The sequence below is a fragment of the Dokdonella soli genome (assembly GCF_039523175.1).
Taxonomy (GTDB): Bacteria; Pseudomonadota; Gammaproteobacteria; order Xanthomonadales; family Rhodanobacteraceae; genus Dokdonella_A; species Dokdonella_A soli.
On record NZ_BAAAEU010000001.1, the window covers coordinates 469,766 to 482,586 of the forward strand.

The following is a 12,821-nucleotide window of genomic DNA, read 5'->3' on the forward strand; positions in this document are numbered from 1 at the left end:
GGTGGACTCTTCAGGTGGTGTGTATATCGCTGAAAACCAGATGCAACGGGTTTTCTTACTTCGAGTACAGCTCGATGATCAGGCTTTCGTTGATGTCCGACGGCAGATCGGAGCGCTCCGGCAGCGCCTTGAGCAGGCCGCTCGCCTTCTTCGCGTCGACTTCGATCCACGACGGCACCAAGTCCATCTCCTGCGACACGGTCAGCGATTCCTGCACGCGCAGCTGGCTCTTGGCGCGCTCGCTCAACGCGATCTCGTCACCGGGGCGCACCTGGTATGACGGCAGGTTCACCTTCTTGCCATTGACGCGGACCGCGGCGTGCGAGACCAGCTGGCGCGCACCGGCGCGGGTCACGGCGAAGCCCATGCGGTAGACGATGTTGTCCAGGCGCGATTCCAGCATGCGCAACAGGTTTTCACCGGTGTTGCCCTTCTGGCCCGAGGCCTTCTGGTAGTACGAGCGGAACTGACGCTCGAGCAGGCCGTAGATGCGCTTGACCTTCTGCTTCTCACGCAGCTGTACGCCGTAATCCGACAGGCGACCGCGCTTGGCGCCGGCAGCGCCGTGCTGGCCGGGCTTCTGCTCCAGCTTGCACTTCGAATCGATCGCGCGCGCGGGGCTCTTGAGGCTGAGGTCGGCGCCTTCGCGGCGCGCGAGCTTGCAGGTGGGTCCGATGTAACGAGCCATTCTCTTGCCTCCCTTACACGCGACGCTTCTTCGGCGGACGGCATCCGTTGTGCGGAATCGGCGTCACGTCGATGATGTTGGTTACCTTGAAGCCCGCGTTGTTCAGCGAGCGCACGGCGGATTCGCGACCCGGGCCGGGGCCCTTGATGCGCACTTCCACGGTCTTCACGCCGTAGTCGGCGGCAGCGCGCGCAGCCTTGTCGGCGGCGACCTGCGCCGCGAACGGCGTCGACTTGCGCGAGCCACGGAAACCCGCGCCGCCGGCAGTCGCCCAGGAAAGCGCGTTGCCCTGACGGTCGGTGATCGTGACCACGGTGTTGTTGAACGAAGCCTGCACATGGGCGACGGCATCCGTCACCACGCGCTTGGTCTTCTTCTTAGCCTTGACTGCAACCGGCTTGTTCATGGGTCCGGGGTGTCCTCGTTATTTCTTGATGGCGCGACGCGGGCCCTTGCGGGTGCGCGCGTTGGTGCGAGTGCGCTGGCCGCGCAGCGGCAGGCCGCGGCGGTGGCGCAGGCCGCGATAGGTGCCGAGGTCGATCAGACGCTTGATCGACATGCCGACTTCGCGACGCAGATCGCCTTCGACGCCGAACTTGGCGATCTCATGGCGCAGCTTGTCGACTTCGGCCTCGGTCAGGTCCTTGATCTTGGCGGCCGGATTCACGCCCGCAGCCGCGCAGACTTTCTTCGACCGCGAACGGCCGACGCCGAAAATGCTCTGCAGGCCGATCACGACATGCTTCTGAACCGGCAGATTGACACCCGCAATGCGTGCCATGCTTGATGATCTCCAAATACTACTTAAGTGCGCAGGGAACTTGACATTATATCCGGATTGTCGCAGCCGGGAAACCCCTCGCCGCACCACTCCGGATTGTGACTTCTTGAGCTCAACGGCCGCGCAGGTTCGCCTTCTTGAGCAGACTTTCGTACTGATGCGAGACCAGGTGTGCCTGGACCTGGGCGGTGAAGTCCATGACCACGACCACCACGATCAGCAGGGACGTGCCGCCGAAATAGAACGGCACGTGCCACGCGTTGCGCAGCAGGTCGGGCACCAGGCAGACCGCGACCAGGTACAGCGCGCCGGCGCCGGTCAGGCGGGTCAGCACGCCGTCGATATAATCGGCGGTCGCCTTGCCCGGGCGCAGGCCCGGAATCAGCGCGCCGGAGCGCTTCAGGTTGTCCGCGGTTTCCTGCGAATTGAACGTCAGCGCCGTGTAGAAATACGCGAAAATGATGATCAGGAGCGCGTAGATCAGCATGTGCAGCGGCTCTCCCGGCCCCAGCGAGGCGGTCAGCACCTGCAGCCAGTGGATCTCGCTCGAGTTGTTGAACCAGGTCGCCGCGGTCGCCGGGAACATCAGCAGCGACGACGCGAAGATCGGCGGAATCACGCCCGACATGTTGATCTTCAGCGGCAGATGCGAGCTCTGGTTCATGTACGCCTTGCCGGCACCACCCTGGCGCCGCGCATAGTTCACGGTGATGCGGCGCTGGCCGCGCTCCATGAACACCACGAACGCGGTCACCGCGAGCACCAGCGCAAAAACGATCAGCACGCGCAGGATCGGCATCTCACCGGTCTGTGCCATGCCCAGCGTATGCACGACAGCGGCCGGCAGACCGGCGACGATGCCGGCGAAGATCAGCAGCGAGATACCGTTTCCGATGCCGCGCTCGGTGATCTGCTCGCCCAGCCACATCAGGAACATCGTACCGGCGGTCAGGCCGACCATCGTCGTCAACACGAAGCTCGGGCCCGGCGCATAGACGATGCCGGCCTGGAGCTGCAGCATGGTCGCGACACCGAACGACTGGAAGATGGCCAGCGCCAGCGTACCGATGCGCGTGTAGGTGGTCAGCTTGCGCCGACCCGATTCGCCTTCCTTGCGCAGCGCCTGCCAGCTCGGCACCACCGTCGCAAACATCTGCACGATGATCGACGCCGAGATGTACGGAATCACGCCCAGTGCGAATATCGACATGCGGCTCAACGCACCGCCCGAGAACATGTTGAACATGTCCAGCAGACCACCTGCCTTGCCCAGCAGCTCCGCCATCCGCTCCGGATTGACGCCCGGCAACGGAATGAACGAGCCGAGCCGGTACACGACCAGCGCGCCGACCACGAACAGCAGACGCTGCTTGAGCTCGGTCAGCTTGCCGAGTGAAGCGAGCGGGTTGGACTGCGAAGACGCCACGCGCCTACTCCACGCTGCCGCCGGCAGCCTCGATGGCCGCCTTGGCGCCTGCGGTCACGGCGACGCCCTTGAGCTTGAGGGCGCGCTTGATCTCGCCCTTCTTGACGATCTTGGCGCGCACGGCGCGCGTCTCGATCAGGCCGGCGGCCTTCAGTGCGTCGAAATCGACGACATCGGCCTTCAGCGAATCGAGCTGGTACAGCAGCACTTCGCTGACTTCGCCGGCCTTCTTCGAGCGGAAGCCGACCTTCGGCAGGCGACGCTGCAGCGGCATCTGGCCGCCTTCGAAACCGGCCTTGACCTTGCCCTTGCCGGAGCGCGCGAACTGGCCCTTGTGGCCGCGGCCCGCGGTCTTGCCGAGGCCCGAGCCGATGCCGCGACCGACGCGGACACGGTCCTTGCGGGCGCCTTCGGCAGGCTTGAGTGTATTGAGACGCATGGAATCGACTCCAGAATGATTCTTCATTTTCGGGCACTGAACCCGTGGTTCAATGCCCGCGACGCGTTAGGCGCTTTCTTCGACGCGGACCAGGTAGCTGACCTGGTTGATCAGGCCGCGCACCGACGGAGAATCCGTCAGTTCGCGCACGTCGTTGAGCTTGCGCAGGCCGAGTGCGCGCACGCTGATGCGATGGCGCTCCTGGCATCCGTTGATGCTCTTGAACAGGCGCACACGGATCGTCTTGCTTGCGTTCGTCTTGGTCTTAGCCATTGCCGAGCACCTCATCGACCGTCTTGCCGCGCTTGGAAGCGATGCGCTCCGGCGACACCATCGCCTGCAGGCCGTTGATCGTCGCGCGGACCAGGTTGATCGGATTGCGCGAACCCACTGCCTTGGCGAGAACGTTCTTCACGCCCACGACTTCGAGCACCGCGCGCATCGCGCCACCGGCGATCACGCCGGTACCTTCCGATGCGGGCTGCATGAAGACCTTGGCCGCGCCATGATTCGCCTTGACCGCATGGAACAGCGTGCCATTGTTGAGCTGGATCTTGACCATGCCCTTGCGCGCACGCTCCATCGCCTTCGAGATCGCGACCGGCACTTCGCGTGCCTTGCCGTAGCCAAAGCCGACGCGGCCATCGCCGTCGCCAACCACGGTCAGCGCCGTGAAGCTCATCTGGCGGCCGCCCTTGACGGTCTTCGCCACGCGGTTCACGGCGATCAGCTTCTCGAGGAAGCCGTCGCTGTTTTCACGTTCGTTGCTGTTCGCCATGTTTCACCTTTCGTGCCGCCCCGGAGGGTGCGGACTTCTGCTTGCGGCGATGCCGCTTGGAGTTGTGTTGAATCTGTCGACAGTCAAATGCCCAGGGCCAATACGGCCTTAGAACTTCAATCCCGCCTCGCGCGCCGCTTCCGCGAGCGCCTGGATGCGACCGTGGTAGCGGTAGCCCGAGCGGTCGAACGCGACCTTCTCGATGCCCGCCTTCAAGGCGAGCTCGGCGACCGTCTTGCCGACCGCGGCCGCGGCCGACCTGTTCTTGGTGCCGTTGAGGCCTTCGGCGACGGACTTCTGCACCGTCGAGGCGGCCGCAATGACCTTGTCGCCATTCGCGCTGAACACCTGCGCGTAGATGTGCTGGCCACTGCGATGCACGCTCAGGCGCGGCACGCCGAGCGAACGGATGTGCGCACGCGTGGTCTTGGCGCGGCGGAGTCTTGCGATGTTCTTTTCCACTGTAGTTCTCCGAAGAAGCGGATCGGCTAGGTTTGGCTGCCTTTGTGAAGAGTGCGGCCAGGGATGGCCGCTTCCACACGCAGGGATAGCGTACTTACGCCTTCTTGGCTTCCTTCAACGTGATCTTCTCACCCGAGTAACGCACGCCCTTGCCCTTGTAGGGCTCCGGCGGACGGAACGCGCGGATCTTCGCAGCGACTTCGCCGACGCGCTGCTTGTCGGCACCCTTGACCAGGATCTCGGTCTGCACCGGCACTTCGATCGTGATGCCTTCCGGCGCCTTGAACATGACCGGGTGCGAAAAACCGAGCGTCAGGTTCAGGTCCTTGCCCTGCAGCGCGGCGCGATAGCCGACGCCAACCAGCTCGAGCTTGCGCGCATACCCTTCGCTGACACCCTTGACCATGTTGTTGATCAGGGCGCGCGCGGTACCGGCCATCTTGTTGTCGCCCGGGTTCTTCGCACTCAACTTGATTTCGCCGCCATCGATGGCGACTTCGACACCGGCCGGCGCCGCGATCGCGAGGGTGCCCTTCGGGCCCTTCACGGTGATCGCGTCGGTCTTGACCTGGCACTCGACACCCTTCGGCAGGGCAATGGGTTTCTTGGCTACGCGTGACATGTTTCAGTCTCCCTGATCAGGCAACCAGACCGATGACTTCGCCGCCCAGACCCTTCTTGCGGGCCTGCGCGTCGGTCATGATCCCGGACGAGGTGGACACGATGGAAATACCGAGACCGTTGAGGATCTTCGGCAGATCGTCCTTGCCGCGGTACACACGCAGGCCCGAGCGGCTGACGCGCTCGATGCGCTCGATGACCGGCTTGCCTTCGTGGTACTTGAGGGCGATCTCGAGTTTCGGCTTGCCCTCGGCGCTGCTGGTCTGGACGTCGGCGACATAGCCCTCGTCCTTCAGCAGGTTCGCGATCGCGTGCTTGACGCGCGACGCCGGCATCGCCACGGAACGCTTGCCCGTGGCCTGCGCATTGCGGATGCGCGTAAACATGTCGGCGATGGGATCAGTCATGCTCATGGTTCAATTCCTTCTAGCATCGATATCCAGGAATCCCGCGTGGGCAGGACTCCGAAGATTGGGTTGTGTTACCAGCTGGCCTTGCGCAGGCCCGGCACGTCGCCGCGCATGGTCGCTTCGCGCAGCTTGTGACGGCCGAGGCCGAACTTGCTGTAGACACCGCGCGAACGGCCGGTCAACGCGCAGCGATTGCGCTGGCGCGACGGGCTCGAATCACGCGGCAGTTTCTGCAGCTTGACCGCCGCGGCGGCCTTTTCGTCATACGAAGCCGTCGTGCTGCTGACGATCTTCCTCAGCTCTGCACGCTTGGCGCCGTGCTGCTTGACGAGCTTGGTCCGCTTGACTTCGCGGTTGATCATGGAACGCTTTGCCATTTCTTATTCCTTGCGGGATTGGGATCGCACGCAATCAGTTACGGAACGGGAAGCTGAACGCTTCCAGCAGTGCCTTGGCTTCCTCGTCGGTGCGCGCGGTCGTCGTGATCGCGATGTCCATGCCGCGCAGCGCATCGATCTGGTCGAAATCGATCTCAGGGAAGATGATCTGTTCCTTGAGACCCATGTTGAAGTTGCCACGGCCGTCGAACGAACGGCCCGAGATGCCGCGGAAGTCACGCACGCGCGGCAGCGAGATGTTGATCAGGCGATCGAAGAATTCGTACATGCGCGCACGGCGCAAGGTGACCTTGCAGCCGATCGGCCAGTTCTCGCGGATCTTGAACGTGGCATGCGCCTTGCGCGACAGGGTAACGATCGGCTTCTGACCGGCGATCTTCGCCATGTCGGCCACCGCGTTCTCCAGGATCTTCTTGTTGCCCACGGCCTCGCCCACGCCCATGTTCAGCGTGATCTTCGAGAGGCGCGGCACCTGCATCGGGTTGGTGTACTTGAAGCGCTCGGTCAGCTTCGGCGTGACCTGCTCTTTGTAGAACTTTTCAAGACGCGTCGTCATCGCGGCGGACCTCAGGCGTCAATCACTTCGCCGGAGGGGCGGAACACGCGGACCTTGCGCCCATCATCGAGCGTCTTGTAGCCCACGCGCTCACCCTTGCCGGTGGCGGTGTTGAACAGCATTACGTTGGAAATATGGATCGCAGCCTCACGCTCGACGATGCCGCCGGGCTGGTTCGCCTGCGGATTCGGCTTGGTGTGGCGCTTGATGAGGTTGATGTTCTGCACGAACACGGATTCACCCGCGACGCGCGTCACCTCGCCCTTCTGACCCTTGTTCTTGCCGGCGATCACCAGGACCTGGTCGCCTTTGCGGATACGGTTCATGACATCAACCTCGTTACAAAACTTCCGGCGCCAGCGAAACGATCTTCATGAAGCGTTCGCTGCGCAGTTCGCGCGTGACCGGTCCGAAGATACGGGTGCCGATCGGCTCGAGCTTGTTGTTCAGGAGGACGGCGGCGTTGCCGTCGAAGCGGATCAGCGAGCCATCCGCGCGGCGCACGCCCTTGCGGGTGCGCACGACGACGGCGTCGTAGACTTCGCCCTTCTTCACCTTGCCGCGCGGAATCGCTTCGCGCACGGAAACCTTGATCACGTCACCGATCCGCGCATAACGGCGCTTGGAACCACCCAGCACCTTGATGCACATCAGTTCACGTGCGCCGCTGTTGTCCGCCGCGGCCAGCGTGGTCTGCATCTGGATCATGTCGCCTTCTCCTTCCGCTCTTCCACGCTCAGGCTTCAGCGCGCGTGACGACTTTCACGACGCGCCAGTTCTTGGTTTTCGACAGCGGACGGCATTCCGCGATGCGGACGACGTCGCCTTCCTTGCACTCGCCGGCCTCGTCGTGCGCATGGACCTTGGTCGAGCGGCGGATGATCTTGCCGTACAGCGCATGCTGCACCTGGCGCTCGAGCAGGACGGTTACCGTCTTGGTCATCTTGTTGCTGACGACGCGCCCTTCGAGGGTACGCTGCGTTTTCTCGTTGTCGCTCATTTCACTGTCCCTGCTTTCTTCGCGCCGAGCAGGTGCTTGACCTGCGCGATCTCGCGGCGGACGCGGCCGAACTGATGGGTCTGTGTGAGCTGGCCGGAACCCTTCTGCATGCGCAGGTTGAACTGTTCGCGGCGCAGTTCGCCGAGATGTTCGTTGAGCTGCTGCTCGTTCTTCTGGCTGAGTTCTTTCAATTCCATCACAGCACCGTCCGGGCCACGAATTGGGTCTGCACCGACAGCTTCGCGGCGGCCAGGCGGAACGCCTCGCGTGCCTCGATCTCGGCGATGCCCTCGATTTCATACAACATGCGACCCGGCTGCACCGGAGCGACCCAGAACTCGACGTTGCCCTTGCCGTTGCCCATGCGGACTTCGATCGGCTTCTTCGAGATCGGCTTGTCCGGGAACACGCGGATCCACAACTTGCCGCCGCGCTTCACATAGCGCGTGATGCAGCGGCGCGCGGCCTCGATCTGGCGTGCGGTGAGGTGGCCATGCGTGGTTGCACGCAGGCCGAACTCGCCGAAGCTCACCTTGTTCGAGACATAGGCCAGACCGCGGTTGCGGGCCTTCTGGACCTTGCGGTACTTGGTGCGTTTGGGTTGCAGCATGACTTACGCTCCCGCCTTCGGCGCGCGGCGCTGCGGACGTTCTTCCGCGGCTTCGGCCGTCGCTGCCTGCTGTGAGGCATGCAGGTCGAAGATCTCACCCTTGTAGACCCACACCTTCACACCGATGATTCCATACGTGGTCTTCGCCTCGGCGAAGCCGTAGTCGATGTCGGCACGCAGCGTGTGCAGCGGCACGCGACCTTCGCGGTACCACTCCGAACGCGCGATCTCGGCGCCGTTCAGACGACCGCCGACGTTGACCTTGATGCCGAGCGCACCGAGACGCATCGCGTTCTGCACCGAGCGCTTCATTGCGCGACGGAACATGATGCGGCGCTCCAGCTGCTGCGCGATCGACTCGGCAACCAGCTGCGCGTCGAGCTCGGGCTTGCGCACCTCGGTCACGTTGATGTGGGCGGGAACGCCCATCACCGCGGAGACTTCCTTGCGCAGCTTCTCGATGTCCTCGCCCTTCTTGCCGATGACGACACCCGGACGAGCCGTGTGGATCGTCACGCGCGCGGTCTTGGCCGGACGCTCGATCAGGATCTTCGAGATGCCTGCCTGGGCGAGCTTCTTCTTGAGGAGCTCACGCACCTTCAGGTCAGCACCGAGATACTGAGCATATTCGCGCTTGCCCGCGAACCACTTCGAGTTCCAATCCTTGCTGATGCCAAGGCGGATACCAGTGGGATGAACTTTATGACCCATCGTGTCAGTCCCTGTGCCTTATTCGCCAACAACCACGGTGATGTGGCTGGTGCGCTTGGAGATGCGGGAGCCGCGGCCCTTGGCGCGTGCATGCATGCGCTTCAGGATGGCGCCCTCGTCGACGAAGATGCGGGCGACTTTCAGTTCGTCCACATCCGCACCGAGATTGTTCTCGGCGTTCGCGACTGCCGACAGCAGCACCTTCTTGATCAGGTGCGCCGCCTTCTTGTCGCTGAACTGCAGCAGGTTCGTGGCCCGTCCGACCGGCAGACCGCGCACCTGGTCAGCGACCAGACGGGCTTTCTGCGGGGAGATGCGCGCGCTGCGCAGGATCGCTTTGGCTTCCATCGTGCTCACCGTCACTTCTTGGCCTCAGCGGCCTTCTTGTCGCCCGAATGGCCCTTGAAGGTTCGCGTGACCGCGAACTCGCCGAGCTTGTGGCCGACCATGTTCTCGTTGACCAGCACGGGAACGTGCTGGCGACCGTTGTGGATCGCGAGGGTCAGGCCGACCATTTCAGGAATGATCATCGAGCGACGCGACCAGGTCTTGATCGGGCGCTTGTTGTTTGCCGCACTCGCGACTTCCACCTTCTTCTGCAGGTGGTGGTCGACGAACGGTCCTTTCTTGAGGGAACGTGCCATGGCTCTCTATCAACCCCTGCGATCGCGGACGATGAACTGCGTCGTGCGCTTGTTCTTGCGAGTCTTGTAACCCTTGGTCGGCATGCCCCACGGGGACACCGGATGCGGGTTGCCCTGGCCGGCCTTGGCCTCACCACCACCGTGCGGATGGTCGACCGGGTTCATCGCGGCGCCGCGCACCGTCGGGCGCACACCGCGCCAGCGGCTCGCACCGGCCTTGCCCAGCTTCTCCAGATTGTGCTCGGAGTTGCCGACTTCGCCGATCGTCGCGCGGCACTCGGCCGGCACCTTGCGCATTTCGCCGGAGCGAAGGCGCAGCGTTGCGTAACCCTGCTCACGCGCGACCAGCTGCGCCGATGCGCCGGCGGAACGTGCGATCTGCGCACCTTTGCCCGGCTTCATCTCGATGCAATGCACCGTCGAGCCGATCGGGATATTGCGCAGCGGCAGCGAGTTGCCGACCTTGATCGGCGCGTCGTGGCCCGCCATCAGCTGGTCGCCGACCTTCGCACCCTTCGGCGCGATGATGTAGCGACGCTCACCGTCGACAAACAGCAGCAGCGCGATATGTGCGGTGCGGTTCGGATCGTACTCGATACGCTCGACGCGGCAGGCAATGCCTTCCTTGTCACGCTTGAAATCGATGATGCGGTAGTTCTGCTTCGAACCGCCGCCCTTGTGCCGCGTGGTGATGCGGCCGTAATGGTTGCGGCCGCCGGTCTTCGACTGCGACTCGGTCAACGGCGCGTAGGGTGCGCCCTTGTGAAGTCCAGGCGTGACCACGCGCACAACGGCGCGACGTCCGGCTGAGGTGGGTTTTACTGTAATCAGTGCCATGATGTTTTTTTCCTGATTTCCATGGACGCCAACGGCGCCCACATCCACCTTAGGCCTTGGCCGTCACGTCGATGGTCTGGCCATCGGCGAGTCGCACATAAGCCTTGCGCTTGTTGCTGCGCGTGCCAGCGCGGTTGCGGAATGCCCGGGCCTTTCCTTTCAGGTTGACCAGGTTTACCGACTGCACTTCGACGCTGAACAGTCCTTCCACGGCCGCCTTGACGTCGGCCTTGGTCGCGGTCTGTGCAACCTCGAACACGTATTGGTTGGTTTCCTGCAGACGCGCACTCTTTTCGGAGATGTGCGGCGCGCGCAGGACGCCCAGAAGACGCTCGTTCATGCCAGCCACTCCTCGATGCGCTTGAGCGATTCGACGGTCATCACGACATTGTCGGCGCCGACCAGGCTGACCGGATCCAGCGCGGCGACGTCGACAACGTGCAGATAAGGTACGTTGCGCGCAGCGAGGAACAGAGCTTCCGGCGCGTTCTCGGCAACCAGCACGACGCGGCCCGTTGCCTTCAGCTCATCGAGCTTGGCGGCCATGAGCTTGGTCTTCGGCTGTTCGACACCGAACGATTCCACCAGCGAGATGCGGCCCTGGCGATTCAGTTCCGACAGGATCGAAACCATCGCGCCGCGGAACATCTTGCGGTTGATCTTCTGCGCGAAGCTGCGCGGACGCGCAGCGAACGTGACACCACCGCCGACGAAGATCGGAGCCGTCAGCGCGCCATGACGCGCACCGCCGCCCTTCTGCTTCTTCGACTTCTTGGTCGTGCCGTTCACTTCCGAACGCGACTTCTGCTTCTTGGTTCCGGCGCGCCCCGCGTTGCGGTAGGCGACGACGACCTGATGCACGAGGTCTTCGCGGAATTCCTTGCCGAACACCGCCTCGGAGACGGCGACGGGCTTGGCGCCAATGACGTTGAGTTCCATGGCGTCCTCCTTACTTCGTCTTCACGGCGGGACGGATGATCACGTTGCCGCCCGGAGCACCCGGAACCGCACCCTTGATCGCGATCAGATGACGCTCGGTGTCGATCTTGACGACCTCGAGGTTCATCGCCGAACGGTTCACGTTGCCCATGTGACCGGCCATCTTCTTGCCCGGAAACACGCGGCCCGGGGTCTGACGCTGACCGATCGAGCCCGGCGAACGATGCGACAGCGAGTTGCCGTGCGTCGCGTCACCCATCGAGAAATGATGGCGCTTGATCGTGCCCTGGAAGCCCTTGCCCTTGCTGACGCCGGCGACATCGACCTTCTGGCCGACCGCGAACACTTCGTCCGCCTTCAGCTCGCCACCGACCGCGAACTTGCCGAGTTCACCGGCTTCGACGCGGAATTCCCACAGACCACGACCGGCCTCGACCTTCGCCTTCGCGTAGTGCCCGGCCAGCGGCTTGTTGACCAGCGCCGCGCGCTTCGCGCCAGCGGTGACCTGGATCGCGCTGTAACCATCGACTTCGACCGTCTTCACTTGCGTCACGCGGTTCGGCGTCGCTTCGATCAGCGTCACCGGCACCGAACGACCATCCTCGGTGAAGACGCGGCTCATGCCGCATTTACGACCTACCAACCCGATACTCATCGTCGTATCCCGTTAACTTGCGTATTTCAGTGCAACTTGATCTGAACGTCGACGCCGGCCGCCAGGTCGAGCTTCATCAGCGCGTCCACGGTCTTGTCATTCGGGTCGACGATGTCCATCACGCGCTTGTGAATCCGCGTTTCATACTGGTCGCGCGCGTCCTTGTCGGCGTGCGGCGATACCAGGATGGTGACGCGCTCGATCTTGGTCGGCAGCGGAATCGGACCGCGAACCTGTGCGCCGGTGCGCTTCGCCGTCTCGACGATTTCGCTCGCCGAACGATCAATCAAGCGATGATCGAAGGCCTTGAGCCGAATACGAATCTTCTGGTCCGCCATTGCCGTTTCCTAATCTGAAAGAACGTTGATTCTTCGACAGCGGGATTTCTTGAACCCCGCCCGCGAACCCAAACCGAAGGATCGCCCGCCACTTGTCACATCTGCCGTCGTGCACCCGGCGCTCGAGCCCGGCTTGCCTCTGCGGTTTCTTGATGCCGGCGCCGTGGATCCGCGTCGTACCGAAACCGCACCACCGGAACTACGAAAGAATGGGCGGGCCGCTGCCGGCTCGCCCAAACTCGGAAAACCCATCGCGATCAGCACGCATATCGACAAAGCGGTTGAGGCTTTGCGACCGCGACCGACGCGGTCGACATTCCATGTCGGCGAACTCGAAGCGCTTCCTGCGCCTCATTTCGCTGTCTTCGCCGCCCCGCATTGCCACCGGGCCGGCAGTGAGTCGCCTACTATAGTACGAAAAAGCGCAGAAGTGAAGCCTAAAAAACAGCCAGCGTCGCTTGAGCGTTACTGGATGATCTTCGCCACCACGCCCGCGCCGACGGTGCGGCCGCCTTCGCGGATCGCGAA

26 protein-coding genes are annotated in these 12,821 nt (G+C 63.3%); 1 reads left to right on the top strand and 25 read right to left on the bottom strand.

Annotated elements, in window-relative coordinates:
- Positions 1-55: 55 nt before the first annotated feature.
- From rpsD to rpsJ, 25 genes are all read right to left on the bottom strand, one after another.
- Entirely contained in the window at positions 56-688 is a 633-nt protein-coding gene (rpsD, locus tag ABD002_RS02185; RefSeq protein WP_343786662.1) for a 30S ribosomal protein S4, read from the bottom strand.
- Between the two features lie 13 nt (positions 689-701).
- A complete protein-coding gene (gene rpsK, locus ABD002_RS02190) occupies positions 702-1,094 on the bottom strand; it encodes a 30S ribosomal protein S11 (RefSeq protein ID WP_343786664.1) in 393 nt (130 codons plus the stop codon).
- An 18-nt stretch (positions 1,095-1,112) separates the two neighbouring features.
- Positions 1,113-1,469 (bottom strand): 30S ribosomal protein S13, encoded by a 357-nt coding sequence (gene rpsM / locus ABD002_RS02195; RefSeq protein WP_343786666.1) that lies wholly within the window; start codon positions 1,467-1,469, stop codon positions 1,113-1,115.
- Positions 1,470-1,581: 112 nt separating this feature from the next.
- Positions 1,582-2,895, bottom strand: a complete 1,314-nt coding sequence (gene secY / locus ABD002_RS02200) for a preprotein translocase subunit SecY (RefSeq protein WP_343786668.1) — start codon at positions 2,893-2,895, stop codon at positions 1,582-1,584.
- A gap of 4 nt (positions 2,896-2,899) precedes the next feature.
- Positions 2,900-3,334 (bottom strand): 50S ribosomal protein L15, encoded by a 435-nt coding sequence (rplO, locus tag ABD002_RS02205; protein WP_343786670.1) that lies wholly within the window; start codon positions 3,332-3,334, stop codon positions 2,900-2,902.
- A gap of 66 nt (positions 3,335-3,400) precedes the next feature.
- On the bottom strand, positions 3,401-3,607 hold the full coding sequence (gene rpmD, locus ABD002_RS02210; RefSeq protein ID WP_343786672.1) for a 50S ribosomal protein L30: 207 nt from the start codon (positions 3,605-3,607) through the stop codon (positions 3,401-3,403).
- Entirely contained in the window at positions 3,600-4,112 is a 513-nt protein-coding gene (gene rpsE, locus ABD002_RS02215) for a 30S ribosomal protein S5 (protein WP_343786674.1), read from the bottom strand. The genes rpmD and rpsE overlap by 8 nt, the downstream gene beginning before the upstream one ends.
- Positions 4,113-4,220: 108 nt before the next feature.
- Positions 4,221-4,574 (bottom strand): 50S ribosomal protein L18, encoded by a 354-nt coding sequence (rplR, locus tag ABD002_RS02220; RefSeq protein WP_343786676.1) that lies wholly within the window; start codon positions 4,572-4,574, stop codon positions 4,221-4,223.
- Positions 4,575-4,668: 94 nt separating this feature from the next.
- On the bottom strand, positions 4,669-5,196 hold the full coding sequence (gene rplF, locus ABD002_RS02225; RefSeq protein ID WP_343786678.1) for a 50S ribosomal protein L6: 528 nt from the start codon (positions 5,194-5,196) through the stop codon (positions 4,669-4,671).
- Positions 5,197-5,212: 16 nt separating this feature from the next.
- Positions 5,213-5,608 carry a 30S ribosomal protein S8 gene (rpsH, locus tag ABD002_RS02230; protein ID WP_343786680.1) on the bottom strand — a complete coding sequence of 132 codons (396 nt, stop codon included), beginning with the start codon at positions 5,606-5,608 and terminating at the stop codon, positions 5,213-5,215.
- A 68-nt stretch (positions 5,609-5,676) separates the two neighbouring features.
- Positions 5,677-5,982 (bottom strand): 30S ribosomal protein S14, encoded by a 306-nt coding sequence (gene rpsN / locus ABD002_RS02235; protein ID WP_343786682.1) that lies wholly within the window; start codon positions 5,980-5,982, stop codon positions 5,677-5,679.
- Positions 5,983-6,016: 34 nt separating this feature from the next.
- Positions 6,017-6,559: a 50S ribosomal protein L5 gene (gene rplE, locus ABD002_RS02240; protein ID WP_343786684.1), complete on the bottom strand. Its 543-nt coding sequence runs from the start codon at positions 6,557-6,559 to the stop codon at positions 6,017-6,019.
- An 11-nt stretch (positions 6,560-6,570) separates the two neighbouring features.
- The gene (rplX, locus tag ABD002_RS02245) at positions 6,571-6,885 is read right to left on the bottom strand and encodes a 50S ribosomal protein L24 (protein WP_343786686.1); all 315 of its coding nucleotides are present in this window, start codon (positions 6,883-6,885) and stop codon (positions 6,571-6,573) included.
- A 13-nt stretch (positions 6,886-6,898) separates the two neighbouring features.
- On the bottom strand, positions 6,899-7,267 hold the full coding sequence (rplN, locus tag ABD002_RS02250; protein WP_343786688.1) for a 50S ribosomal protein L14: 369 nt from the start codon (positions 7,265-7,267) through the stop codon (positions 6,899-6,901).
- A 28-nt stretch (positions 7,268-7,295) separates the two neighbouring features.
- On the bottom strand, positions 7,296-7,559 hold the full coding sequence (rpsQ, locus tag ABD002_RS02255; protein WP_343786690.1) for a 30S ribosomal protein S17: 264 nt from the start codon (positions 7,557-7,559) through the stop codon (positions 7,296-7,298).
- Positions 7,556-7,756, bottom strand: coding sequence for a 50S ribosomal protein L29 (rpmC, locus tag ABD002_RS02260; RefSeq protein WP_343786692.1), 201 nt, complete (start codon positions 7,754-7,756; stop codon positions 7,556-7,558). Before rpmC ends, rpsQ begins: the two co-directional genes overlap by 4 nt.
- The gene (gene rplP, locus ABD002_RS02265; protein ID WP_343786694.1) at positions 7,756-8,169 is read right to left on the bottom strand and encodes a 50S ribosomal protein L16; all 414 of its coding nucleotides are present in this window, start codon (positions 8,167-8,169) and stop codon (positions 7,756-7,758) included. Before rplP ends, rpmC begins: the two co-directional genes overlap by 1 nt.
- A gap of 3 nt (positions 8,170-8,172) precedes the next feature.
- On the bottom strand, positions 8,173-8,880 hold the full coding sequence (gene rpsC / locus ABD002_RS02270; RefSeq protein ID WP_343786696.1) for a 30S ribosomal protein S3: 708 nt from the start codon (positions 8,878-8,880) through the stop codon (positions 8,173-8,175).
- An 18-nt stretch (positions 8,881-8,898) separates the two neighbouring features.
- Complete coding sequence (gene rplV / locus ABD002_RS02275) at positions 8,899-9,228, bottom strand: 50S ribosomal protein L22 (RefSeq protein ID WP_343786698.1); 330 nt, start codon at positions 9,226-9,228, stop codon at positions 8,899-8,901.
- An 11-nt stretch (positions 9,229-9,239) separates the two neighbouring features.
- On the bottom strand, positions 9,240-9,524 hold the full coding sequence (gene rpsS, locus ABD002_RS02280; RefSeq protein WP_343786700.1) for a 30S ribosomal protein S19: 285 nt from the start codon (positions 9,522-9,524) through the stop codon (positions 9,240-9,242).
- Positions 9,525-9,533: 9 nt separating this feature from the next.
- Positions 9,534-10,361: a 50S ribosomal protein L2 gene (gene rplB, locus ABD002_RS02285; protein WP_343786702.1), complete on the bottom strand. Its 828-nt coding sequence runs from the start codon at positions 10,359-10,361 to the stop codon at positions 9,534-9,536.
- Between the two features lie 49 nt (positions 10,362-10,410).
- On the bottom strand, positions 10,411-10,701 hold the full coding sequence (gene rplW, locus ABD002_RS02290; RefSeq protein WP_343786704.1) for a 50S ribosomal protein L23: 291 nt from the start codon (positions 10,699-10,701) through the stop codon (positions 10,411-10,413).
- Positions 10,698-11,300, bottom strand: coding sequence for a 50S ribosomal protein L4 (rplD, locus tag ABD002_RS02295; RefSeq protein ID WP_343786706.1), 603 nt, complete (start codon positions 11,298-11,300; stop codon positions 10,698-10,700). Before rplD ends, rplW begins: the two co-directional genes overlap by 4 nt.
- A 10-nt stretch (positions 11,301-11,310) precedes the next feature.
- Positions 11,311-11,955 carry a 50S ribosomal protein L3 gene (gene rplC, locus ABD002_RS02300; protein WP_343786707.1) on the bottom strand — a complete coding sequence of 215 codons (645 nt, stop codon included), beginning with the start codon at positions 11,953-11,955 and terminating at the stop codon, positions 11,311-11,313.
- A gap of 26 nt (positions 11,956-11,981) precedes the next feature.
- The gene (gene rpsJ / locus ABD002_RS02305) at positions 11,982-12,293 is read right to left on the bottom strand and encodes a 30S ribosomal protein S10 (RefSeq protein WP_343786709.1); all 312 of its coding nucleotides are present in this window, start codon (positions 12,291-12,293) and stop codon (positions 11,982-11,984) included.
- A gap of 49 nt (positions 12,294-12,342) precedes the next feature.
- Between rpsJ and ABD002_RS02310 the strand changes: the two genes are divergently transcribed.
- On the top strand, positions 12,343-12,821 hold a 479-nt coding region (locus ABD002_RS02310; protein WP_343786711.1), incomplete at its 3' end, for a hypothetical protein.

Excerpts from the sequence above, each read along its gene's own strand:
- rplD (WP_343786706.1), bottom strand. The coding sequence starts at position 11,300 with ATGGAACTCAACGTCATTGGCGCCAAGCCCGTCGCCGTCTCCGAGGCG.
- rpsN (WP_343786682.1), bottom strand. The coding sequence starts at position 5,982 with ATGGCAAAGCGTTCCATGATCAACCGCGAAGTCAAGCGGACCAAGCTC.
- rpsJ (WP_343786709.1), bottom strand. The coding sequence starts at position 12,293 with ATGGCGGACCAGAAGATTCGTATTCGGCTCAAGGCCTTCGATCATCGC.
- rplF (WP_343786678.1), bottom strand. The coding sequence starts at position 5,196 with ATGTCACGCGTAGCCAAGAAACCCATTGCCCTGCCGAAGGGTGTCGAG.
- rplV (WP_343786698.1), bottom strand. The coding sequence starts at position 9,228 with ATGGAAGCCAAAGCGATCCTGCGCAGCGCGCGCATCTCCCCGCAGAAA.
- rplO (WP_343786670.1), bottom strand. The coding sequence starts at position 3,334 with ATGCGTCTCAATACACTCAAGCCTGCCGAAGGCGCCCGCAAGGACCGT.
- rpsQ (WP_343786690.1), bottom strand. The coding sequence starts at position 7,559 with ATGAGCGACAACGAGAAAACGCAGCGTACCCTCGAAGGGCGCGTCGTC.
- rpsD (WP_343786662.1), bottom strand. The coding sequence starts at position 688 with ATGGCTCGTTACATCGGACCCACCTGCAAGCTCGCGCGCCGCGAAGGC.
- rplB (WP_343786702.1), bottom strand. The coding sequence starts at position 10,361 with ATGGCACTGATTACAGTAAAACCCACCTCAGCCGGACGTCGCGCCGTT.
- rpsE (WP_343786674.1), bottom strand. The coding sequence starts at position 4,112 with ATGGCGAACAGCAACGAACGTGAAAACAGCGACGGCTTCCTCGAGAAG.
- rpsC (WP_343786696.1), bottom strand. The coding sequence starts at position 8,880 with ATGGGTCATAAAGTTCATCCCACTGGTATCCGCCTTGGCATCAGCAAG.
- rplN (WP_343786688.1), bottom strand. The coding sequence starts at position 7,267 with ATGATCCAGATGCAGACCACGCTGGCCGCGGCGGACAACAGCGGCGCA.
- rplE (WP_343786684.1), bottom strand. The coding sequence starts at position 6,559 with ATGACGACGCGTCTTGAAAAGTTCTACAAAGAGCAGGTCACGCCGAAG.
- rpmC (WP_343786692.1), bottom strand. The coding sequence starts at position 7,756 with ATGGAATTGAAAGAACTCAGCCAGAAGAACGAGCAGCAGCTCAACGAA.
- rpsS (WP_343786700.1), bottom strand. The coding sequence starts at position 9,524 with ATGGCACGTTCCCTCAAGAAAGGACCGTTCGTCGACCACCACCTGCAG.
- rplW (WP_343786704.1), bottom strand. The coding sequence starts at position 10,701 with ATGAACGAGCGTCTTCTGGGCGTCCTGCGCGCGCCGCACATCTCCGAA.
- rpsH (WP_343786680.1), bottom strand. The coding sequence starts at position 5,608 with ATGAGCATGACTGATCCCATCGCCGACATGTTTACGCGCATCCGCAAT.
- rpmD (WP_343786672.1), bottom strand. The coding sequence starts at position 3,607 with ATGGCTAAGACCAAGACGAACGCAAGCAAGACGATCCGTGTGCGCCTG.
- rplP (WP_343786694.1), bottom strand. The coding sequence starts at position 8,169 with ATGCTGCAACCCAAACGCACCAAGTACCGCAAGGTCCAGAAGGCCCGC.
- rplX (WP_343786686.1), bottom strand. The coding sequence starts at position 6,885 with ATGAACCGTATCCGCAAAGGCGACCAGGTCCTGGTGATCGCCGGCAAG.
- rpsK (WP_343786664.1), bottom strand. The coding sequence starts at position 1,094 with ATGAACAAGCCGGTTGCAGTCAAGGCTAAGAAGAAGACCAAGCGCGTG.
- rpsM (WP_343786666.1), bottom strand. The coding sequence starts at position 1,469 with ATGGCACGCATTGCGGGTGTCAATCTGCCGGTTCAGAAGCATGTCGTG.
- rplC (WP_343786707.1), bottom strand. The coding sequence starts at position 11,955 with ATGAGTATCGGGTTGGTAGGTCGTAAATGCGGCATGAGCCGCGTCTTC.